Origin of the sequence: Vibrio sp. TRT 2004 (assembly GCF_050113735.1) — a bacterium.
Lineage (GTDB): Bacteria > Pseudomonadota > Gammaproteobacteria > Enterobacterales > Vibrionaceae > Vibrio.
Window position 1 is genome coordinate 85101 of sequence record NZ_JBNJOH010000010.1, and the last position, 21798, is coordinate 106898.

Annotated in this window: 19 protein-coding genes; 12 read left to right on the top strand and 7 right to left on the bottom strand. The window is 46.1% G+C overall.

The annotated features are described in order from the left end of the window. The first annotated feature begins 50 nt into the window (after positions 1 to 50). From ACQEXR_RS06540 to ACQEXR_RS06550, 3 genes are read left to right on the top strand one after another with little or no spacing between them, the layout of a single operon-like run. Entirely contained in the window at positions 51 to 785 is a 735-nt protein-coding gene (locus ACQEXR_RS06540) for a DUF2931 family protein (RefSeq protein WP_426953213.1), read from the top strand. Positions 786 to 827: 42 nt separating this feature from the next. Next, positions 828 to 1577, top strand: a complete 750-nt coding sequence (locus ACQEXR_RS06545) for a DUF2931 family protein (protein WP_426953214.1) — start codon at positions 828 to 830, stop codon at positions 1575 to 1577. Between the two features lie 42 nt (positions 1578 to 1619). Further along, the gene (locus tag ACQEXR_RS06550; protein ID WP_427019984.1) at positions 1620 to 2366 is read left to right on the top strand and encodes a DUF2931 family protein; all 747 of its coding nucleotides are present in this window, start codon (positions 1620 to 1622) and stop codon (positions 2364 to 2366) included. Between the two features lie 7 nt (positions 2367 to 2373). Here the strand turns inward: ACQEXR_RS06550 and ACQEXR_RS06555 are convergent, their stop codons facing one another. From ACQEXR_RS06555 to ACQEXR_RS06570, 4 genes are all read right to left on the bottom strand, one after another. Continuing rightward, positions 2374 to 3711: an ATP-binding protein gene (locus ACQEXR_RS06555; protein ID WP_427019985.1), complete on the bottom strand. Its 1338-nt coding sequence runs from the start codon at positions 3709 to 3711 to the stop codon at positions 2374 to 2376. Beyond that, positions 3701 to 4360, bottom strand: a complete 660-nt coding sequence (locus tag ACQEXR_RS06560) for a response regulator transcription factor (protein ID WP_138972005.1) — start codon at positions 4358 to 4360, stop codon at positions 3701 to 3703. The genes ACQEXR_RS06555 and ACQEXR_RS06560 overlap by 11 nt, the downstream gene beginning before the upstream one ends. Before the next feature lie 12 nt (positions 4361 to 4372). Further along, a complete protein-coding gene (locus tag ACQEXR_RS06565; protein WP_426953217.1) occupies positions 4373 to 4771 on the bottom strand; it encodes a PepSY domain-containing protein in 399 nt (132 codons plus the stop codon). Between the two features lie 69 nt (positions 4772 to 4840). After that, positions 4841 to 6580, bottom strand: a complete 1740-nt coding sequence (locus ACQEXR_RS06570; protein WP_426970510.1) for a DEAD/DEAH box helicase — start codon at positions 6578 to 6580, stop codon at positions 4841 to 4843. Between the two features lie 73 nt (positions 6581 to 6653). Here ACQEXR_RS06570 and rsuA point away from each other — a divergent pair, with 73 nt between their 5' ends. From rsuA to ACQEXR_RS06585, 3 genes are all read left to right on the top strand, one after another. Beyond that, the gene (rsuA, locus tag ACQEXR_RS06575) at positions 6654 to 7355 is read left to right on the top strand and encodes a 16S rRNA pseudouridine(516) synthase RsuA (protein WP_331417165.1); all 702 of its coding nucleotides are present in this window, start codon (positions 6654 to 6656) and stop codon (positions 7353 to 7355) included. 157 nt (positions 7356 to 7512) lie between these two features. Next, a complete protein-coding gene (locus ACQEXR_RS06580; protein WP_331427956.1) occupies positions 7513 to 8718 on the top strand; it encodes a Bcr/CflA family multidrug efflux MFS transporter in 1206 nt (401 codons plus the stop codon). Further along, positions 8718 to 9377 carry a DUF2913 family protein gene (locus tag ACQEXR_RS06585; RefSeq protein ID WP_138972000.1) on the top strand — a complete coding sequence of 220 codons (660 nt, stop codon included), beginning with the start codon at positions 8718 to 8720 and terminating at the stop codon, positions 9375 to 9377. Before ACQEXR_RS06580 ends, ACQEXR_RS06585 begins: the two co-directional genes overlap by 1 nt. A 27-nt stretch (positions 9378 to 9404) precedes the next feature. Here the strand turns inward: ACQEXR_RS06585 and ACQEXR_RS06590 are convergent, their stop codons facing one another. Further along, positions 9405 to 10844: a DUF2867 domain-containing protein gene (locus ACQEXR_RS06590; protein ID WP_427019986.1), complete on the bottom strand. Its 1440-nt coding sequence runs from the start codon at positions 10842 to 10844 to the stop codon at positions 9405 to 9407. A gap of 108 nt (positions 10845 to 10952) precedes the next feature. Between ACQEXR_RS06590 and ACQEXR_RS06595 the strand changes: the two genes are divergently transcribed. From ACQEXR_RS06595 to nhaA, 5 genes are all read left to right on the top strand, one after another. After that, entirely contained in the window at positions 10953 to 12323 is a 1371-nt protein-coding gene (locus ACQEXR_RS06595; protein ID WP_138971998.1) for an MATE family efflux transporter, read from the top strand. A 123-nt stretch (positions 12324 to 12446) separates the two neighbouring features. Beyond that, a complete protein-coding gene (locus ACQEXR_RS06600; protein ID WP_331417169.1) occupies positions 12447 to 13118 on the top strand; it encodes an ABC transporter ATP-binding protein in 672 nt (223 codons plus the stop codon). Further along, positions 13099 to 15552 carry an ABC transporter permease gene (locus tag ACQEXR_RS06605; protein WP_427019987.1) on the top strand — a complete coding sequence of 818 codons (2454 nt, stop codon included), beginning with the start codon at positions 13099 to 13101 and terminating at the stop codon, positions 15550 to 15552. The genes ACQEXR_RS06600 and ACQEXR_RS06605 overlap by 20 nt, the downstream gene beginning before the upstream one ends. After that, on the top strand, positions 15553 to 16671 hold the full coding sequence (locus ACQEXR_RS06610) for a lipocalin-like domain-containing protein (protein ID WP_427019988.1): 1119 nt from the start codon (positions 15553 to 15555) through the stop codon (positions 16669 to 16671). A gap of 273 nt (positions 16672 to 16944) precedes the next feature. Next, the gene (gene nhaA, locus ACQEXR_RS06615) at positions 16945 to 18129 is read left to right on the top strand and encodes a Na+/H+ antiporter NhaA (protein ID WP_426953225.1); all 1185 of its coding nucleotides are present in this window, start codon (positions 16945 to 16947) and stop codon (positions 18127 to 18129) included. 77 nt (positions 18130 to 18206) lie between these two features. Here the strand turns inward: nhaA and ACQEXR_RS06620 are convergent, their stop codons facing one another. Together ACQEXR_RS06620 and ACQEXR_RS06625 are read right to left on the bottom strand one after the other, a co-directional pair. Then, a complete protein-coding gene (locus ACQEXR_RS06620) occupies positions 18207 to 18821 on the bottom strand; it encodes an OmpA family protein (RefSeq protein ID WP_138971993.1) in 615 nt (204 codons plus the stop codon). 2 nt (positions 18822 to 18823) lie between these two features. Further along, positions 18824 to 20137: a TolC family outer membrane protein gene (locus ACQEXR_RS06625; RefSeq protein WP_426953226.1), complete on the bottom strand. Its 1314-nt coding sequence runs from the start codon at positions 20135 to 20137 to the stop codon at positions 18824 to 18826. Positions 20138 to 20425: 288 nt separating this feature from the next. On the opposite strand from ACQEXR_RS06625, the gene ACQEXR_RS06630 reads away from it, so the two are divergent. Beyond that, the coding region (locus tag ACQEXR_RS06630; RefSeq protein ID WP_427019989.1) for a cadherin domain-containing protein at positions 20426 to 21798 on the top strand (1373 nt) is incomplete at its 3' end.

Genomic DNA, 21798 nt, shown 5'->3' on the forward strand with positions numbered 1-21798 from the left:
GGGTGAGAGCTATCAGCGTGAAATCTATCCGTGCCTGAAGGAGTCTTGATATGAAGTGGTTTATGGCAGTAATGGGGCTTATAGCTTTTACCAATGCCAGTGCATTTAGTCGAGTGCCGAGCGTACCGGAAGATATGCCTAAATGGCGTATAGGTTATGCTATGTCGACCTTGTACCCTGCTAAAGTAACCAAAGCTTACGGTGTCAATGAGGATTATAATTGGACCTCCTTTATTCATAATGATGTGCTGTTTTTTGGCAGAACTGAGCTTAAAGAGATGAGAAAGTATGCCCCGAATTACAATGGCTACAGCATCGCATTAGGTATACCAGTTGAGGTAAAAAGCCAGGTAGCGGCGACGAATGTTCTTCCTGATAGTGTTTATCTTTACTGGGCTTCAATCACTAATCAAAGGTTCTTTGCGACCAAATTTGATCTAACGCCTAAGATGAAAACGGTGATGAGCACTAAAGAGCCATTCACTCGTTTTGATGGTTTTAAAACTCACTGTTACCGAAGTGATATTGTTTTTGGCTTTCTACCCAACGGAAATACAAAAGTGTGGCTAGATGGCTGTGGCGAGTACAAGTTTGTTACCGAGCTTGAACCCGTAGAGGAGTTCGAGATGGATACCTTTGGCAATGATGCGGAAATTATTCGAGACAATTATAGCGAGGATATGGCAGAAAGAGCCAAACAACTTGGTGCGACGCTCGATCCAATTCCGTGGGAAAAGGTTAACAAGGTCTATTCCAAAGAAGAAATTACTAAGCTCGAACTATGACGTGTTTTGACCTTTTCCAAGATAAGTAGAGGGCATGATGCTGTGAGTTGTCTTGATATAAAGTGGTTTATTGCCCTGCTAGGGCTTATCGTTTTTACAAATGCTAATGCATTTAGTCGGGTGCCTAGTGTACCGAAAGATATGCCTAAATGGCGTATTGGTTATGCAATGTCAACGTTATACCCAGCTAAAGTAACCAAAGCTTATGGAGTAAATGAGGAGCATGATTGGACATCATTTATACATAATGATCAACAGTATCTATATAGAACTAAATATGAATATGCTAAGCGGTCACATAAAGATTACAGTGGATATGGTATAGCTTTGGGAGTTCCGGTTGGATTCAGTAGTCAAATTGGCGGAACTCAGACACTTCCTGATAGTGTTTATATTTACTGGTCTTCAATCACCAATCAAAGGTTTTTTGCGACCAAATTTGATCTAACGCCTAAGATGAAAACGGTGATGAGCACCAAAGAGCCATTCACCCGCTTTGACGGCTTTAAAACTCACTGTTACCGAAGTGATATTGTTTTTGGCTTTCTACCCAACGGAAATACAAAAGTGTGGCTAGATGGCTGTGGCGAGTACAAGTTTGTTACCGAGCTTGAACCCGTAGAGGAGTTCGAGATGGATACCTTTGGCAATGATGCGGAAATTATTCGAGACAATTATAGCGAGGATATGGCAGAAAGAGCCAAACAACTTGGTGCGACGCTCGATCCAATTCCGTGGGAAAAGGTTAACAAGGTCTATTCCAAAGAAGAAATTACTAAGCTCGAACTATGACGTGTTTTGACCTTTTGCAAGATAAGTAGAGGGCATGATGCTGTGAGTTGTCTTGATATAAAGTGGTTTATTGCTCTGCTAGGGCTTATCGTTTTTACAAATGCTAATGCATTTAGTCGTGTTCCTGATGTACCGGAAGATATGCCTAAATGGCGTGTTGGCTATGCTATGTCGACTTTATATCCTGCAAAAGTGCTTCGAGCATATGGAAATAATGAGCAACTTGGCTGGACGTCATTTTTACATAATGATCAGCAGTATTTATATAGAAGCAAATTCGAATATATAAAAAAGTCTTACCCAAATTATGATGGGTACGGCATGGTACTGGGAGCTCCTATCGGCTATTCAAGGCAAGTCAGTGGAACTAATAACTTACCCGATAGTATTACTATTTATTGGGCATCAATAAGTAATGCCAAATCATATGTAACTCTACTGGAGTTGCCAAATAATCTAAAAAAACAAATGTCTACGAAGCGCAAATATATTACTTGGGATAATGTCGAACTGGATTGCTACAAGGTAACTATTGTTTTTGGTTTTCTACCCAACGGGAATACAAAAGTGTGGCTCTATGGTTGTGGTGAGTACAATTTCATTACTGAACTTGCGCCTGCTGAAGAGCTAGACGCTGACACCTTTGGCAACGATGCTGAAATCTATCGAATCAATTATGGCAAGCGGATGGCAGAAAGAGCCAAACAGCTTGGTGCGACGCTCGATCCAATTCCGTGGGATAAGGTGAACAAGGTCTATTGCAACGATGAGATTACTCAACTGGAATGATGACTGATTATGAAAGCTTTAATGTTAACACCGCTCTCAATCCCCCCATGGAACTGCGTGACAGGGTTAGTTTCCCTCGGTAGCTGTGTGCCATTTCACTGACGATATTTAAGCCTAAACCGGTACCTGGCGTTGTCTCATCAAGGCGTACTCCACGTTCAATTGCCTGTTTGAGTTTTTCATCGGGTATCCCAGGGCCATCGTCTTCAATGATAATGGCGATGTCATCAGCTGCTAAGGTCTCGGAATGCACACGGATGATGCTTTCTGACCATTTGTACGCATTTTCGAGCAAGTTACCGACCATTTCATCTAAGTCTGTTTTATCAACCGCCACTTGAATATCGGAATCAAGTTCGTTGATAAGCGTCACGCCACGCTCTGCATAGACTTTATCGAACGCCATCGAAATCGCATCAACTCTTTGGGAAGGATTCGCTCGAACCGAAAGAATATTCTTTGAGCCAGCCATACGAGCACGGCCAAGGTGGTAGTCAATTTGGCTTTGAATCTGCTCGACGGGGGGGTGTAGGTAGCGCTGGGTTTCTTGATCAAGCGCCGCGATTTCGTTTTTTAACACCGACAAAGGCGTTTTTAACGCATGAGATAGATTTCCAGCATGGTGTCGAGCGCGTTCAAGTAGCTCTTGGTAGTGGAACACCAGCGCATTGAGATCAGACACAACCGGAGCGACTTCTTTGGGGTAGTCTTGATCTAGCTGAGTCTTTTCACCAGAACGTAACTGAGAGAGTTCGTTGTGCATTTTCGTCAACGGACTGAGTGACCATTGAACCTGCAAGAAAATGACCGCCAGAACGCCAAAATAGAGCAGGGCAAGAATAATCCACAATTGGCTCATAAGGCTGCCGACGGTATCTTCGATAGGTTGTTCATCGATGCCGATAATCACTTCGATTGGGCCGTCATAGTCTGGGTAGTAAAGGGTGGTTTTTATGTAAATGAGCTTCTCGTTTCGTGCGCCAAAATACTCTTTTTCTTTCTTCTCCGATGTGATTTTTTTATCCCACAGAGAGCGTGAACGAAGCAGTTCCTTGTCTGTTTTGGCTGACCAGTAAAGTCCACTATAGGGACGATTGAAACGTGGATCTGAGAGTGCGCTCGTGAGGGTAAGGTTGCCGGTTTTATCGGCTTCAAGCGATGCTGAGATCTCATCCATATAGATGGTGAGCTGTGATTTGGTGTCATCAACCATGTAGTTGAATACTTGATTGGGTACGCTGACACCAACTGCAATAATCATCGCTGTTAGCCAGACTATGGCCGCAAGGACGAGGCGGCTTTTAAGGCTCAGTCGTTTAAGCAGCGTTCGTTTGTTACTCGGCATTCAGTTGATACCCTAGGCCACGAACGGTTTTAATCACTTTTGGTGCGATTTTTTTGCGGATACGGCCAATGAAAACTTCAATGGTGTTTGAATCACGGTCAAAGTCTTGTTTGTAGATATGTTCAACCAGTTCGGTGCGCGAAATAACCTTTTCGGGATTATGCATAAAGTAGGCGACGACTTTATATTCCAGCGCAGTGAGGCTAATCGCTTGACCTTGCCACATGACTTTGGATGTACGCGTATCGAGGCTGAGGTTACCGATTTGCATCACAGGAGATGCGTTGCCTGAAGCGCGGCGCAACTGCGCACGTATGCGAGCGGTCAGTTCGACCATTTCAAAGGGTTTAGTCAGGTAGTCGTCGGCTCCGGCATTGAGTCCTTCTACGCGTTGGGTCAGGGTGTCTCGCGCACTAAGGATTACCACAGGCGTGTTGATGTTCTCGTCTCGAATGCCTTTCAAAACGGTTAGCCCATCTAATTTAGGTAAGCCAAGATCAAGTACGATGACGTCCCACTCTTCGGAGGTCGCGCGATAGAGGGCATCAATACCATCTTGTGAAAGTTCTGGCACCCAGCCGGTTTTTTCTAATGACTCTACAATTTGTTCACCAAGGCGTGGTTCATCTTCAACAACAAGAATTTTCATATTCAGTTCTTCTTAGTTTTTTAGTGCTTGTTTAATGTTTCTGCCTTTGATTTGCAGCATTTCCAAAGTTTTGGCGTTGTACTCGACTTTAATTATATTGTTGTCGTGGTTTAATTTGAGTTCGTAGACCCAGATATCGTCGTCTTCTTCGAGTTCAACGTGAATGATTCGTCCGTTTAAGTCACGTTCAACGGCCGCGTAGAGTTCTGAAAAAGGGCGAATGTTGCCATTTTTGACCGCTTCATAGACTTCATCCTGATCCTCATCGAACTCAATTCGAGTTCCGGGCTTGTGTACGTCCTGAACTAAAGCATGACCATCTTGCTGGTCATGTTTTTTAGCCATTGTTGGTAATGAGAATAGCACACAGGCAACGATGGCAGACGTCGTAACTATCGGACTTTTAAACATAATCATACCTTCTCGCATTTTCTATCGCTCAGTATACGGACTTGTTTATGAACACCAAGTGAATGGCATTTAGTTAGTTAACTCGTCAGCAAAAATCTTATCGCGCATCTTCCAGAAGCGTCCGGATTTTCTGGCAATAACAAACTGAGGAGGGCGGAATCTATGTTGATTGTTGACTACTTTGGTCGGTGAAGACTCATCAAAGGGGCGATGTTTATCTGCCAAATGTGGGCGAACAAATTGATCGAGAAAACGCTGCTTTTGCGGTTTGGTAGAGAGTGACCAGAACTCGCTAACTTGCGCTTGGTTGTCCCCGATATAAGCGACCTTGAGACTGTTTTTGCCTTTATCGTCTTTGTGGACAGAGAGGGTCATTTCACGGCATTCGAAGACCAAGGCATCTTTTAGGTTTAACGCTTCTTTTAGCTTCTTGTCTGGGTCAACCAGAGTGGCGTCACATTCATGGCAAATTCGGGCTGCGATATCATTGTCTGCGCCGCATTCACCACAGTATTTGGCGCGAAAACGATAGTTGCAGTGTTCACGCTCGCCTGTGTCATCATCTTCAAAATAGCCTTGGCACTTACGGCCAAAGTGTTCGATCAAAAATCCATTGTTGTCGAGTTTGCCCCAAAAGTTATTATTAAAACCACAGGCAGGGCAAGGTATGGTAATGATTTCACTGTCTGAGTCGGGCTTGGGATCGCCAACTTCTGGCTGATAAAGGTCGTAACTATTGCCGGCGTAATCCAGTACCAGACATTCATCTTTCCCCGCAGATAAGCGTAATCCGCGACCAACGATTTGCTGATAGAGGCTGATCGATTCTGTGGGGCGTAAGATAGCAATAAGGTCAACATGCGGTGCGTCAAAGCCCGTCGTCAATACTGATACGTTGACCAAGTACTTAATTTTTCGCTGCTTGAAGGCGCTGATAATGGCGTCACGTTCAGGTGTCGGGGTATCGCCAATGACGATGGCGGCTTCCCCTTGAGGAAGTAAGCCAAATATTTCTTGAGCATGGCGAACCGTAGCGGCAAATATCATGATGCCTTGTTTCTGGCTAGACATGTGAATGATTTGGTCGACAATTTGCGGGGTGGCTCGCTTGGCTTTGTCGATGACCATATCCATTTCCGACTCTTTGTAACGACCTGTACTGGCAGGTTTAAGCTGCGAGAAATCGTAACTCAGCACTGGTGCGTCCATCATTCTCGCCGGAGTGAGGAACTTTTCATCAAGCAAGTAACGAATGGGCAGTTCGAAAATGCAGTCGCGGAAGAAACGTGGCTCTTCACTTCGCACCAAACCACGAGAGTGATACTGATAGATCCAGCCCATTCCAAGTCGGTAGGGTGTTGCGGTTAACCCCAGAACCTTAATGCCTGGGTTGAGGTCTCGCAGATGGGTAATGACTTTTTGATAGCTGGTGTTCTTATCGTCGGGTACTCGGTGGCACTCGTCAATGACCAAGAGTGAAAATTGATTTTCAAACTGATCGAGATTACGCACCACAGATTGAACCGATGCGAAGACCACTTGTTGGTCTGTCTCTTTACGCCCTAAACCTGCTGAATAGATTGAGCCTTTGAGTCCGTATCCTTCGTACTTCTCGTGGTTTTGTTCGACCAACTCTTTCACATGGGCAAGGACCAAAACCCTGCCTTTTGCCAGCCTCGCTAATTCAGCGATAACTAAGCTTTTTCCAGCACCGGTAGGCAGTACCAAAACAGCCGGTGTTGAGTGTTGACGAAAGTGATGGATTACGGCTTTTACCGAATCAGACTGGTAAGGGCGGAGTGTATACATAAAATGTGTGAAATAGCTCAACTATTTAGTTTAGTCGCACTATAATACCCCACCTGACTGAGATGAGGTATTCATGCGTTTAGATAAATATCTATGTGATGCATTAGGTGCAACACGTAAAGAAGCAACAAAAATCATTAAAAGTGGCGATGTAACAGTTAACGACGTCGTGCAGAAAAGTGGTGCAGTTAAGATCACTGAAGATTGTACGGTTGAGTGGCAGGGTAGAGAAATACATAAACCCGGTCCACGTTATATCATGCTGTTCAAGCCTGATGGTTTTGTTTGCTCGCATGAAGATGGATTCAATCAAACAGCATTTGTGTTGCTGGACGAAGTGAAAATTGAAGATCTTCACTTTGCTGGTCGCCTCGACGTGGATACTACAGGTCTAGTGTTGATTACTGATGATGGTCAGTGGTCGCACCGAATTACGTCTCCCAAGCATAAGTGTGCGAAAACCTATCGTGTATGGTTGGCGGATCCTGTGCAAGAGGACTACGCAGACAAGTTTGCGGCCGGTATTCAGTTGCGCAATGAGAAAGAGCTGACGCTTCCTGCCAGCCTAGAAGTGGTGAATGCGGAAGAAAATGAAGTATTACTGACGATCACGGAAGGCAAGTATCACCAAGTTAAGCGTATGTTTGCCGCTCTGGGAAATAAAGTTGAACATCTGCACCGCGAACGCATTGGTGAAATCGAGTTGTGTGACACCTTGGAACCGGGCGAATATCGTTATCTGACTGAAGAAGAAATTGAATCTGTCTGGAATTAATAGATAGTTTGGGGAAATGCTTTGTTTCCGAATGGGAACTAGTTTTTTATCCGGATTTGATTGAGGATAGATCGGATCACGACATCGTTGATATTTATACATACTGTTTGGTTGCAGCATGGAGGCTGCATCTTATACGCCGCCGAGTAGGAGACTTATGTCTGAAAAATCCTTAGCGAAATCCAATACTCCACATATCAGTTTTCTACTATTTTTAGTGCTGGGTGCGATTGGTGCTCTGACCCCTTTAGCCATTGATATGTACTTGCCAGCAATGCCAGCCATCGCCCGCGATCTTGGTGTTAGTGAGGGTTCGGTACAAGTTACCTTGACCGCCTATACCGCAGGCTTCGCCATTGGTCAGTTAATTCATGGGCCATTAGCAGACAGCTATGGACGCAGACCGGTCTTGCTGCTGGGCGTGCTGTTTTTTGGTTTAGCATCGGTAGTCAGTGCAACAACCCATGGCATCGATGCGTTGACTTGGGTTCGCACCGCTCAAGGTTTTGCTGGTGCAGCGGCCGCCGTGATTATCCAAGCGGTTGTTCGCGATATGTTTGACCGAGAGGATTTCACCCGAGCGATGTCATTTGTCACATTGGTTATGACGGTTGCTCCGCTGATTGCGCCTATGATTGGCGGATATGTAGCGGTTTGGTTCGGTTGGAGAGCGATTTTCTGGATTCTTGCTGCATTTTCCTTGGTTGTTATCGCCCTAGTATTGTGGAAGATTCCTGAAACTTTAAGTGCAGAAAATAAGCAACCGCTACGGATCAGAAATACACTTCGCAACTATTTACGCTTGTTTCAAAATCCTGTGGCGATGGGTCTTATCTTCTCGGGAGCGTTTTCTTTTGCAGGCATGTTTGCATTTTTGACCGCAGGTTCGTTTGTCTATATTGATATTTATGGTGTGAGGCCGGATCAGTTTGGTTATTTGTTTGCGCTTAATATCGTTGCAATGATTATTATGACCAGCATTAACGGCAGATTAGTTAAAAAGGTCGGCTCGCATAACATGTTGCGCTTTGGTTTACTGGTTCAACTTATCGCGGGTATTGGTCTATTTGTTACATGGTTGCTCGACGCAGGTCTATGGGGCACGGTGGTGTTTGTGGTGATGTTTATTGGTACATTGTCGACCATCGGCAGTAACACCATGGGACTATTATTGAGTGGTTATCCAACGATGGCAGGTACTGCTTCTTCGTTGGCAGGGACTCTACGTTTTGGAACTGGGTCTATTATTGGTGCTGTTGTGGCATTTTTGCCCGGCGGCGTAACCTGGCCGATGATAACGGTTATGAGCTTGTGCTCGGTGATCTCGGCTACCTGTTATTGGGTATTTGGAAGAAAGGCGTAATGTCTGAATATACGGTAGAAATACAAAAACTAGTGAATGCGGCATTGGATGACATTGCTCGAGAGCACAAAGCGGGTAAGCTGGTGAATGGGCCAGTGGCAAACAATCTTTATTTGGTTCGTTGGGTGACCAAAGCGCTAAAATCGCAGCAGTATCCACGTATTGTGGTCGATGACCTGACTCGTTGGCAAAAAAGCGGTCGTTCTAAAGGTAATCAAGCTAGTTTGATGCAGACTTTCCAGCGAATCTCTAAGTTCTATGCGCAGTTTTTCCCACAAGGTGAAGCTGAACGTGTGATTAAAGACAAAGAGATTGATGCTTTTCTTGATGCAATGGAGCAGCAAGGGTGGGAGATCTCAACCTCAGAACCACTAGTCAATTGCGGTAAAGTTCAGATTTTTACTGAAGGTCCAAACTCACTGGCGCTCTGTGCAGATCAGTGTGATAACTGTTTTGATGGCGAAGAGCTAGTGAAACCAATGAGTTGGTTTGTACGTGGTCATCATGCGGACTTTGTTGAGAAAGCATCCGCAGCAGGCTTTATGGTACATAAAGTCACCGACTATAAATCAAATGTGAAATATCACGGTGAATATTTGATTTTCCCAGCCAATAGAGGTAATCAGCTTGCAGAAATACCTCTGAGTTTGACGGTATAGTCATCGAGCTGTAATCGAAAAGAGCTTCTACGAGTGTGGAAGCTCTTTTGCTTTTCGAACAATGGCTTTGACCATTCCTTTAAAAATAAACATGTGCGCTGGCATCATCGCAAACCAGTAAAGAAGCCCTTTGAAACCTTGGGGGTGCCACCATGCCGTTACGGTTAAGCGCCTAAACTGGCCTACATCCTCTATCGAAAATTCTAATCGACCAAGCCCTGGCCCTTTCATACCAAACAGTAAAGAGATGAACTGCTGTTCTTCACAGCGGATGACCTTCCATGAGTCAATAAAATCGCCTACTTGCAACTGTGGCCCCGACGGGGAGCGTCTGATAGGGCGACCGCCACCGAAAAAAATATCGAGCCATTCTCGCGTGCGCCACAAACTGTTGGCGAAGAAATATCCTTGTTGTCTGCTGCCAATCTGTTTGACCAGTTGCCACAGTTGCTCGGAACTTAACTCGGTCTCAATACTGGCTCCGGTCTGTTTAGGGTAATAACCAAATCCGGGTTGCCAGCGCGAGAGAGCTGCTGGGTCAAATCCCCAAACATTACTACGAACGAAAGTCCCTTCACGCTCTATGCTGTTTTTGACCATGTCAGAAAAACGCACTAGTTGCTGAGGGTAGCGCTGCCTAATGGCTGTCGAGTCAGCGATAAAATCATGTTCTAACCCAGATAGCAGTGCTGCACCGATACTTGAAGGGACAGACGTGATTATGCCAAGCCAATGTGATGCCATCTTTGGGGTCAACAAAGAGGTCGACCATATCGATATTGGTTTGTGGATTGCCTGCGCAATGACTTTAAACTGTTCGCGATAACTGAGAGTGTCGGGCCCGCCTACTTCGAACAACTGGTGTTCTGTTGGTGGCTCTAACGCGACGGCTAGCAGATAGTGATTGAGATTTTCTAGTGCAATTGGGTTCGCGCGTGAATCGACCCACTTAGGGGTGATCAACAACGGCATGTTGTAGACAAAATCGCGCATGATTTCAAAAGCAGCAGAACCTGGGCCAATAATCACTCCAGCGCGTAACTCAGTGATAGGAACGCCAGAGGAACGGATGATGTCCCCCGTCATTCGCCGCGCTTGCAGATGTTTTGAATTGCCAGTCTGAGGTTGAATCGCACTCAGATAGATGACGTGTTGAACCTTACTGTGGGCTAGGGCGGCTTTAAAGTTCTCCGCCAGCGAGATTTCGTAATCAAGGAAATCATGGCCGTGAGCCATACCATGGACTAGAAAATAGATAAGATCAAAGTGAGGCACAAGCTCCATGGTCGCCGCTTGGTCGACAAGATCAAGATAGCGCAGGGTTAGATTGGGATGAGGTGCCACGCGCGCACGAAGATACTCGATTTGTCGAGCCGCAGCTGTAACGAGATAACCACGTTGGCAGAGCTGTTCTAGGAGTTGAGAACCCACGTATCCTGACGCCCCCAATACCAGCACTTTCTTCATTTATTTTCCCTGATATTTTTATGGTTTCATATTTAAGCCGATCATATAATAACCAAGTATTTTTTTCTCTATTTTCATGCTGTTGCAGCTCAAGGTGGGCGTTTGTCTATGCTTTCTCAAATCATGCACCATACCCGTGGTGACTTTATCCGCCGTCTGATTGCTATCGCTCTACCTATCACGCTGCAAAGTATCATGTTCTCAAGCCGTAGTTTGGTCGATGTTCTGATGTTAGGCCAATTAGGCGAAGCAGAAATTGCGGCGGTCGGTGTCGCTGCTAGGGCAACGTTTGTTACCACCATTATGTTAGTCGGTGTGACCACAGGTGGGGCCTTGCTGACAGCACAATATTGGGGGGCAGGTGATCGACAAGGGGTGCGTGAAAGCACCGCTTTAACTTGGTTGGTTTGTACCCTATTTGCTGCGCTGACTGCTCTGCTATTTGTTCTTTTCCCAAGCCAGATCATGGGGCTAGCAACCAATGATCCAGAGGTCAATCAACTCGGTAGCGACTATCTGGTCATCACGTCAGTCACCATGTTCGCAGTCGCTTGTGTTGCCAGTATGTCGGTGGGCTTGCGAGCGATGCATAAGCCCGGTATCAGCACCTTTTTTAGTGGCATTGGTATTGTGTCCAACATCTTTCTCAACTGGGTACTGATTTTTGGTAAATTTGGTATGCCTGCAATGGGGATCAAAGGGGCGGCGATAGCAACGGTGATGAGCGGCGCGATAGAGGTGCTCACGCTATTTTGCTACCTGCATGTTAAGCAGCATTTGCTGGCGTTTGGAGTTGATGATATTCGACGAGTCATTGAGTGGAATAGAGTCATCAAGTTCTTGAAACTGTCTCTGCCAACCACTTTTAACTTCTTGGCATGGGCTGGTGGTTTGTTTGCTTATCACGCCATTATGGGACAATCCGGTGTTCAAGGTTTGGCTGCGTTATCAGTGATGACGCCTGTTGAATCTATCGCCTTAGCATTGCTAATAGGAATGTCGAATGCCGCAGCGGTGTTGGTGGGTAATCAGATTGGCGCTAAGAATTATGATGCGGTTTATTATCAAGCTATTGGTGTTACGCTACTCAGCTTACTTGTTGGTGTTGTGGTTGCGATTTTGCTGTTCTTTGTCCAAAGCTCTGTGCTTGATGGTTTTAGCGCGTTGTCTGCCGAAACCCGCGCTTTGGCGGAAAAGTTTATGCTTGTATTGAGTGTTGGTATCGTACTTCGCTCTGTGCCGATGATGACCATTGTAGGCGTGTTGCGTGCAGGGGGTGACGTTAAGTTCTGTCTCTACCAAGATCTGGTTGCTCAATGGCTTATTGGTATTCCTCTTGCTGCGTTTGCGGCGATTGTCTTAGGCTGGCCGCCAGAGTGGATCTATTTGCTGTTTTTGACCGAAGAACTGATTAAATGGTTTGGTTCGCTGTTTAGGATGAGTACACGCAAATGGATACGTAATTTGATCGAAAATTAGATATTGAGCGTCTATTTGATGTGTATAGATGCATATCTTGTGATCTAGTATCCAAATTACTTCCTAGATGGGTCGATTTAGTGTAGATTCACATTCCTATTTGTAAGGTTAACGAGAGAATCGATGTTACAACTGACAGACCTATGTAAGGGCTACTTAGACGGTGGTGAATTTCACCCTGTTTTACAAGGTGCTGAGTTGTCATTGAAACAAGGGGAGCAGGTTGCTCTGATGGGCGAAAGTGGTTCTGGAAAGAGCACTTTACTCAACCTGATAGCAGGCCTTGATACCGTTGATTCTGGTGAAGTTCTTTTCCCCAATTTTGCGATGAACTCTGTCGCAGAGACCAAGCGCACCGCTTATCGTCGTAATAACATTGGCCTTATCTTTCAGCAATTTAACCTTCTTCCGACTCTGAATGTCGCGGATAACATCCGTTTCTGTCGCCAGCTAAAAGGCTTGCCTGAAGATCAGGGACTATGGCGTCAAATTCTCTCTGCTTTGGATTTAATGCCGCTATTAGGTCGCTATCCTGAAGAGGTATCAGGTGGTCAGCAACAGCGTGTTGCGATTGCTCGTGCGTTATATATGGAACCCAAGATTCTTCTTGCTGATGAACCTACGGGAAGTCTTGATGAGCGAAATGCAGAAGCGGTGATGCGTTTGTTAACGAGCTTAACCAGGCAGCTTGACTGTACTTTATTGTTGGTTACGCACAGTGAACGCGTTGCGGAACATATGGAAGGCAGGATAAGGCTCCAAGGAGGGCAGTTGCATGTTATGGCCCGTAGTTAAAGCACTACTTGGCCACTACAGGCGCTATCCTTTTCAAATCCTTCTCGTCTGGCTCGGTCTTACTCTTGGTGTATCACTCTTAGTTGGCGTGACCGCGATTAATAGCCATGCTCGTCAAAGTTATGAGCATGGTGAAAAGCTATTTTCCAACCCTCTTCCATATCGTGTTCGTCCTAAGCATGCCACAAGCAAGATCCCTCAAGGATTTTACATCCAGCTGCGTCGTGATGGATTCCATCAATGTGCACCGTTTGAAAGTTTAAGAGTTGATACCGCGAGCGGTGTCGATTTGATGCTGATTGGTATCGACCCTGTGGCAATGCTGCGTTTTCAACCTGGCGTATTGCTCGAAGATCAGTCAACACTCGCTTTGATGCATCCCCCTTATCCAATCCTTGTCAGTTCGGATCTGGCTGCTCGAATGAAGTGGCAAGACAACGATGTAATTCAGTTAGATAACGGTAGTACGCTTGGTCCGATTATGGTCGACCAAGAAGGGAAGCTAAATGGGACTCGTATTCTAGCCGATATCTCGCTACTGAGAACATTAGCGCGCAGCTCTGGTATCTCCGTGATAGCGTGTGGTGATATGCCACTTGAAAAACTGGCGAAGCTAAAATCTATTCTACCTAATGGTATGGAGTTGAACCGCAGTTCGCGTGCAGAACTAGAATCGCTGACTCAAGCGTTCCACATGAATTTGAGTGCGATGGGGATGTTGGCTTTTTTAGTCGGTCTGTTTATCTTCTATCAGGCGATGTCGCTGTCTCTCACTCAGCGTCAACGGCTAGTGGGTATCTTGCGCCAGACTGGCGTATCAGGCTGGCAACTTGCGCAGGCCTTGTTGCTGGAGCTGCTTGCATTGGTCTTGGTGAGTTGGTTGTGCGGCAACTTGCTGGGCATGCTGTTAGCAAACCAACTGATTCCAACAGTGTCAGCAAGTTTAAGCGATCTTTACGATGCTAACGTTGGTTTGGCGATTAGCTGGAACTGGCAAGCGAGTCTTTACAGTTTGTATCTTTCGGCCGCAGGTGCCATTGTCGCCTGTGCGTGGCCTTTGGTGCGCTTACTGCGTTCTCAGCCTGTTCGTCTTACCACGCGATTGTCACTGGCTCGCTTTACTGGTGCAGAGTTCACTATTCAAGCATTGCTGGCATGTGCATTCTGTATGGCCGCGATTGCGATTTATCAGGCTCCGCAGACACAAGAGTCGGGTTTTGCCATTATTGCTTTGATGCTGTTAAGTGTCGCACTGTTCACGCCTTATATTATTTGGCGAGTGTTCGAAAGCCTTTCATATTCACTTCGCTGGGTAAAAGTGCGCTGGTTCTTCGCCGATGCGGCTGCAAGTATGAGCTATCGAGGTGTCGCTACAATGGCCTTTATGCTCGCGATGGCGGCCAATATCGGTATTGAAACGATGGTCGGCAGTTTTAGGGATACCACGGATAAATGGTTAAGTCAGCGTTTAGCGGCAGATCTCTACATCTATCCGAATACCAGTACCGCGGCTCGAATGAGTGGTTGGTTAGCTAAACAGCCAGAGGTTGAGTCGGTTTGGTGGCGATGGGAAAAAGAGGTCTCTACCTCCTATGGTGCACTGCAAGTGGTGAGTACCGGACCGTCTGAAGGTGAGTTAGGCGCTCTGACGGTCAAGCTTGGTATTCCTGACTATTGGTATCATCTCCACCACTCTAAGGGTGTCATGGTGAGTGAATCGATGGCACTTAAGCTCGGGATTCGTCCCGGAGATTACATCGATCTTGATGGGAAACTAGGGCAAGGTTGGCAAGTTGTTGGGGTCTATTATGACTATGGCAACCCGTATAACCAAGTGCTCTTGTCCCATCGAAATTGGCTTTACGCTTTTGCTGGAAGCGGCATGGTTGCTTTGGGCACTGTGCTCAAGGAGGATGTCAATCCGATTGGTTTGAAACGCCGTCTCGAGGCGGTGTTTAGGCTTGATTCTGAGCGAGTGTTTGACAATAGTGATATTCACAAACATGCACTGCGCGTGTTTGACCGTACTTTCTCCATTGCGGATACGTTGGGCAATATTACGTTGGTCATAGCGGTGTTTGGTATTTTCTTCGCGACAGTCGCGGGGGAGGTTTCTCGTCAGAAACACATAGCTTTGCTTCGCTGTGTCGGTATGTCGGGACGAGAGCTGATCTTAATGGGCAGTTTGCAGCTGTTTGTTTTCGGTGCTATCTCGATGTTGATTGCTATGCCGTTGGGGCTTGCTTTGGCACGCCTTGTGGTAGATATCATCATTAAACAGTCATTTGGTTGGACTCTGGAACTACAATTCATACCAACCGAATATCTTCAGACTGCGTCGCTAGCTATGCTCTCTTTGATGTTGGCTGGGGCGTTGCCTGTTCTACGGATGGTGAGAAATACGCCGATGAAGTCATTAAGGGATGCGTTGTAAATGAAGAGCTCGAAATTCACGCTCGTGATCATAGCAATTATCGCTATTGCGGCAGGTATATTTTCAGCACTTTATTTTCATCACTCGAACCAACTCGATAGCGTCGACAACCACAATGGAATGAACGCGATGTTCCGCTCTCAAGCGGATAAAGTGTTTGAACCAGTGCTGCCTGACACTCCTGTGGTGTTGCCTGAAGACTTCGCGTTTCACAACCAATATCAGCATGGATGGTGGCACTTCTTTGCCAATGTCGTTGATAAAAGAGGCAACCAATACGGTGTCCAATGGAGTTACTTCCGTATCGCGAACAGCGACAGTAACTTATCAGGTTGGCAAAGCCCTCAACTCTATATTTCTCATGTTGTTATTTCTGATAAGCACCGTGTCTGGCGTGAGCAGCGAGTCGCACGGGGTGGGATCGGACAAGCCGGCATGACGGTCAAACCATTCAAACTATGGATTGATAACTGGTTCTGGCGCTCTTTGGGACAGACACCTTTCCCTGGGCTATTGGACGCTCAGACGGATACTTTTGGTCTTCGCCTCACCACGTCGACGCGCGGGCCGTTTGTCATTCCCGGAGAACGTGGTTACGTTGTTAAACACGATTTGTTGCCCATCGCTTCTCACAATATAACAGCCCCATTTTTGAACGTTAAAGGCCTGTTGGATCTTGGCGGAAACAAGGTTGTGCCAGTCGAAGGCAAAGGCTGGATGAGCAAAGAGTGGGGAAGTGGTTTGCTAGCCGAAGGGCAACAAGGCTGGGATTGGTTTGTGTTCCAGCTTGATGATGAGACAACCTTGTCGGTTAGTCGCTATCGTCATGATCAGCAGCTGCCTTATTTGTTCGGCACGCTATCAAGCAATGATGGCAAAGTCGTTACGCTCACCAATGATCAAATCGATATCACGCCCGTGCTGTCCGCCGATTTCAACAATGGAAGATCGATTCCTATGCAATGGGCAATCAATGTCCCTGATTATGGAATCCGATTAAATACCCAAGTATTGAACTCCAACTTGTGGCTTCCTTTTGTTTTGCCATATTGGGAAGGGCCAATTACCACAACGGGAAGTCACAAAGCCAAGGGGTTTATGCAACTTACCGGTTACTAACCTCGATTTTGATGGGTGTACAAACTGTTGTGTTTCAATCATACCAGAGCCACTTCTCTTGTAATATGAAGTGGCTTTTGCGTTTTTATATGGAAAAGCGTTGATTTTGCCTATAATTAACTAAGGAAAATAAATGGCATTCGAACGGTTTTCATCGGAAAAACCGAATCATTTACTCTAAAGAAGCGATTTTTACTGTGTTGGCGAACTCTATAAACTCAACTGTATTCTTTGTTAATCGCTTATTAACATAATAAATATAAGGGCAATATAATGAATGACATGATTCGCGATTTCTTCAAAATGGAGTCTGCCGGGGGCATTCTGCTGGTAATTGCGGCTGCAGTTGCTATGACAATCGCAAATACATCGTTGAATGATGCATACCAAGGTTTTCTTCATACCTACGTATTTGGTATGTCTGTGTCGCATTGGATCAACGATGGCTTGATGGCTGTCTTTTTCTTGCTAATCGGTTTGGAAGTAAAACGAGAGCTACTTGAAGGTGCTCTTAAATCAAAAGAAACAGCTATCTTCCCAGCAATCGCAGCCGTTGGCGGCATGCTGGCTCCAGCTTTGGTTTACATTCTGTTTAACTATGGTGATGCACAAGCTGTTCAAGGCTGGGCGATTCCAGCCGCGACGGATATTGCGTTTGCTTTAGGTATCATGGCGCTGCTCGGCAAGCGTGTACCAGTGAGTCTGAAAGTTTTCTTGCTTGCGCTGGCTATTATTGATGACCTCGGTGTTGTTGTGATCATCGCGCTATTTTATACGGGTGATCTCTCTACTTCAGCGCTGGCGGTTGGCTTCGCAATGACAGCGGCACTGTTTATCTTGAACTCTAAGAAAGTGACTAAGCTAACACCTTATATGATTGTGGGTGCTATCTTGTGGTTTGCGGTGTTGAAGTCAGGTGTCCACGCTACGCTTGCAGGTGTTGTGCTCGGTTTTGCGATCCCTCTACAAGGTAAGAAAGGAGAGCACTCGCCACTGATACATATGGAACATGCGCTTCACCCATACGTTGCGTTTGGTATCCTGCCACTGTTTGCTTTTGCAAACGCAGGCATCTCGTTGGAAGGTGTGTCGTTAGACGGTCTGACATCCATGCTTCCTCTGGGTATCGCGCTTGGTCTATTGATTGGTAAACCTCTAGGTATCTTCTCGTTCAGCTGGTTAGCAGTGAAATCAGGTATTGCGAAACTGCCTGAAGGTATTAACTTTGTGCATATCTTCGCTGTGTCTGTGTTGTGTGGTATCGGTTTCACCATGTCGATCTTCATCTCTTCACTGGCATTTGGCTCTGTTAACGCTGAGTTTGATACCTACGCTCGCTTGGGTATCCTAATGGGCTCAACGACAGCAGCTGTATTGGGTTACTTCCTACTACACGTGTCGTTGCCAAAGAAGGCCGCTAGTGTTGAGGGTAGTGAGCAAGTGAACTCTCAGCACTAATTCAAAACAGACAGCATTAGTATTAGAAACGCCCCGTAGAGACGGGGCGTTTTTTTACCTATGGATTTTTGTTTGGGCTACTTTTCAATGATGGTGAAAATAGTCCACTCCTCAACAACTTCTTCTTTCAGGCCTACCACCGTTGCGGTTACGCGACGATTTAAAGCATGAGAGGTTTCGTCATCGCCTTCTGCTTCTAGACGCGACTCACCGTAACCGACGATGGTGACGCGCTTTGGATCCACTTCATACGAAAGTAGTTCGTCTTCAACGGCGTGAGCCCGTTTTTTTGATAGCTCAAGGTTATAGTTGGGATCACCCACTTTACTGGCATAACCTTGAATCTGAATTGACGCAGATTGGTAGCTATCAAGAAATTCCGCCATAGTCTGGATCTGATCGGAGAAGATTGGGTTGATTTCATAAGAGTCGTTGGCGAACAAAATTCTGAGTTGTCGCTGTTCTTGTTCTACAATCGCTGCGCCACAGCCATCATTATCTACCATGGCGCCAACGGGTGTGCCAGGGCATATATCACGTGCATTCACCACACCATCTTTATCATCGTCAGTCAGATCTGATATTTGATTGGCGATAGGCGTTTCTATGTAGTCGTATTCGTCCTCTGCATTGGCTGCACTGAATGGAACGATAAACAGTAAAGTGAGAGGGATTAGGTGTTTGTTCATCATACTTAGTACTCCACTCGCTTAGTCCAAGCCTCAGGGGTATCGACCAATAACGCATCTAACAGATTGCCAGTTGCATTCATAACGCGGTACTTGGCGTATTGTTCTGCATAGTGTGCATCAAGGTAGTCCTTACGCGCTTCAAACAGTTCATTTTCTGTGTTGAGTAGGTCAAGTAAGGTTCGTTGGCCAATCTGATACTGCTTTTTATAGGCAATAACAGTCTCTGATGCAGAATCAACGTGGTCGGCTAAGAAGTTTTTCTGTTGCAGTGTTAAATCTAGTGCACTCCAAGATAGGCGAAGGCTTTCCTCAACTTGGCGATATGCATTATCGCGCAAATCTTTAGCTTGGTTGAGTTGGAATGCTGCTCGTTCCGACAAATCACGGTCAGATCCGCCGTTATAAAGGTTGTAACGCATGCGGAGCATCGCAAGTGTTTCATCACTGCTGCCTCGATCACCGCCGGCATCGTCTCGCCATGTTTGGCTTGCTTCAATCGAAAGTGTGGGGAAGTAGTTACCTTTAGACTGCTTGTATTGGAAACGAGCAGAATCGACGTCAACTTGAGACACTTTGATAACTGGATGTTTATCAAAGGCTTCGACAAGAGCGTCCGTTAACGACAATGGCAGCTTGGATTCGTCAGCTCGCGGGTAAATCAGACCTAATGGCTCTTGTCCAACTATGCGACGGAATTGAGTGTGTGTGTCGATGAGGTTGTTTTGTGCTGCCAATAGATTACCGTGTGCTTTGGCGAGCCGAGCTTCTACTTGTGAAACATCGGCTGTTGAGCCGATCCCTGAACTCGCGCGGCGTGATATGTCACGATAAATCTCTTTATGGACCGCAAGGTTACTTTCGGATAGGGCAAGCACCTCTGTTGCCTTTACTGCATCCAGATAAACTTGTGTCACCCGAAGTGCTATATCGGAAGCATCAGCAATAAGTTGATAGCGGATAGATTCAGCGTCTGCTGCGGTTCTATCCATATCATTTAAAGTTGCATTGCCGTCCCATAGCAATTGGGTCAGACTAATACTTGCTTCTTTTCTTGTCAGATCGGTGTCCGATCGTCCGGTCGACTCAGCGGGATTAATGCCTTCATAACCAATGCCAGCGTCCAAATCTAAGCTTGGCAGATAGGCACCTGTTGATGCATCTGCTTGCTTGACTGCACTTTGGAACTCGTTGAAGGTGCTTTTTATTTCAGGGTTGGTTGCAAGAGTAATTGCAACCGCTTGCTCAAGTGTCTGTGCTTGTACCGATAGGCAAGCTAGCAGTACACCACTTGCAATGAGTGACTTTTTCCAGTTCAAGGTAGCCTCCTTAATCAGTGCTATGTTTGCGGCACTTTTTAAGCGTGTGTTTAGCCTGTGGCGAGTATCAAAAGCTTAGTTGATATATCTCTTATTTGAGAATTTTTGCGTTATAAAAATGAGACCTAATATTAATGACTTAGTAACTTTCGTTAGTACTTTGTTGCTATTAACTAGAATGTCAGTAGCTTCGGAGCTAGTTTTTAAGGTGTAGAGGTATGCGTAATTTGTATCTTCACAATGGTGGAGAGGGGGGGATCGCATACCGTTTGTATGGGGAACCTGCTTATGAATGCGAAGAGCTTAGCGCCGTTTATACTTGCCAGCACAACTGTTGTGATTGACGTAAATGGTGATATCCGAGAGTTGTTGCCAGGCGAAGTTCCGGCACCCGGTGAAGTGATAGTAGTCTTGGGACAAGACGCTACAGCCAATGCTGATTCACCGACTGGGATTGAGGCACAGTTAATCGGAGAAGGGGGAAACCTCGAACTCAACCTAGATAATGAAATCGCTTCGATTATTGAGCAGATTGAGCAAGGTGTCGATCCAACTCAGAACGACGATTTCGCGACCGCCGCCGGAGGACAGGATGGCTCAAGCCTCACTGGTTCGGGAGATATCGACCGTACTGGTACCGAAACATTAGCAGAGACTCAATTTGATACTTCAGGATTGGAGTCTCAAGGTTTGTCTGAAACGCAAAGTCTTGCCTTGTTGGATATTGTTGCGGCACAGCTTGTTATTGAACTTGAAGCGCCAGTGTTTGACGCAGAGAGTTACGATTTCTCTTATGATGAAAACTCAGAACCAGGTACGGTAATCGGAACCGTTTCTGCGACGGATCTTGAGGGTGACAGTGTCACATATTCTTTGGTGTTTGAAGATGGTGACCCACTAGCCGATTACTTTGCCATTGATTCGGATACAGGGGAAATATCACTGACGGAAGCAGGGGCTGCCGCCTTCAGCAATGATTTTGAAGATGAAGGTAGCTTAAATAGCCACGACATTGTCGTACAGGCCAGCGATGGTACTAACATCTCCCAAGTTTTAGTTACTTTAAATGAGTTGGATGTCAATGAAGCCCCTGAGTTTGATCAACCTGAAGGTGGTTATGCATTCAGCTACAACGAAAACTCCTCTGACGCCTATGTGATAGGTACCGTGACCGCCACAGATAAAGATGCGGGTGATGTGGTGAGCTACAGCATCAGTTCGAATGTTCAGGTTGATGGTCAAGACTTGTTTGAAATCGACAGTGCTACCGGCGAAATCTCTCTCACCGCAGCAGGGGTAGACGCCTTCACCAACGATTATGAATTGCCAGACAATCAGCACACCATCACGGTAGTGGCATCGGATGGTGAGCTTGAAACATCAGTGGACGTTGATTTGTCCGAGTTGGATCTCAACGAAGCCCCTGAGTTTGATCAACCTGAAGGTGGTTATTCGTTCAGCTACAACGAAAATTCCTCTGACGCCTATGTGATAGGTACCGTGACCGCCACCGATGAAGATGCGGGTGATGTGGTGAGCTACAGCATCAGTTCGAATGTTCAGGTTGATGGTCAAGACTTGTTCGAAATCGACAGTGCTACCGGCGAAATCTCTCTCACCGCAGCAGGGGTAGACGCCTTCACCAACGATTATGAATTGCC

What these genes read in the sequence shown, in the direction of transcription:
- ACQEXR_RS06540 (WP_426953213.1), top strand. Translation starts at nt 51, where the DNA reads ATGAAGTGGTTTATGGCAGTAATGGGGCTTATAGCTTTTACCAATGCC.
- ACQEXR_RS06555 (WP_427019985.1), bottom strand. Translation starts at nt 3,711, where the DNA reads ATGCCGAGTAACAAACGAACGCTGCTTAAACGACTGAGCCTTAAAAGC.
- ACQEXR_RS06560 (WP_138972005.1), bottom strand. Translation starts at nt 4,360, where the DNA reads ATGAAAATTCTTGTTGTTGAAGATGAACCACGCCTTGGTGAACAAATT.
- ACQEXR_RS06565 (WP_426953217.1), bottom strand. Translation starts at nt 4,771, where the DNA reads ATGTTTAAAAGTCCGATAGTTACGACGTCTGCCATCGTTGCCTGTGTG.
- ACQEXR_RS06570 (WP_426970510.1), bottom strand. Translation starts at nt 6,580, where the DNA reads ATGTATACACTCCGCCCTTACCAGTCTGATTCGGTAAAAGCCGTAATC.
- rsuA (WP_331417165.1), top strand. Translation starts at nt 6,654, where the DNA reads ATGCGTTTAGATAAATATCTATGTGATGCATTAGGTGCAACACGTAAA.
- ACQEXR_RS06580 (WP_331427956.1), top strand. Translation starts at nt 7,513, where the DNA reads ATGTCTGAAAAATCCTTAGCGAAATCCAATACTCCACATATCAGTTTT.
- ACQEXR_RS06585 (WP_138972000.1), top strand. Translation starts at nt 8,718, where the DNA reads ATGTCTGAATATACGGTAGAAATACAAAAACTAGTGAATGCGGCATTG.
- ACQEXR_RS06590 (WP_427019986.1), bottom strand. Translation starts at nt 10,844, where the DNA reads ATGAAGAAAGTGCTGGTATTGGGGGCGTCAGGATACGTGGGTTCTCAA.
- ACQEXR_RS06595 (WP_138971998.1), top strand. Translation starts at nt 10,953, where the DNA reads ATGCTTTCTCAAATCATGCACCATACCCGTGGTGACTTTATCCGCCGT.
- ACQEXR_RS06600 (WP_331417169.1), top strand. Translation starts at nt 12,447, where the DNA reads ATGTTACAACTGACAGACCTATGTAAGGGCTACTTAGACGGTGGTGAA.
- ACQEXR_RS06605 (WP_427019987.1), top strand. Translation starts at nt 13,099, where the DNA reads ATGTTATGGCCCGTAGTTAAAGCACTACTTGGCCACTACAGGCGCTAT.
- ACQEXR_RS06610 (WP_427019988.1), top strand. Translation starts at nt 15,553, where the DNA reads ATGAAGAGCTCGAAATTCACGCTCGTGATCATAGCAATTATCGCTATT.
- nhaA (WP_426953225.1), top strand. Translation starts at nt 16,945, where the DNA reads ATGAATGACATGATTCGCGATTTCTTCAAAATGGAGTCTGCCGGGGGC.
- ACQEXR_RS06620 (WP_138971993.1), bottom strand. Translation starts at nt 18,821, where the DNA reads ATGATGAACAAACACCTAATCCCTCTCACTTTACTGTTTATCGTTCCA.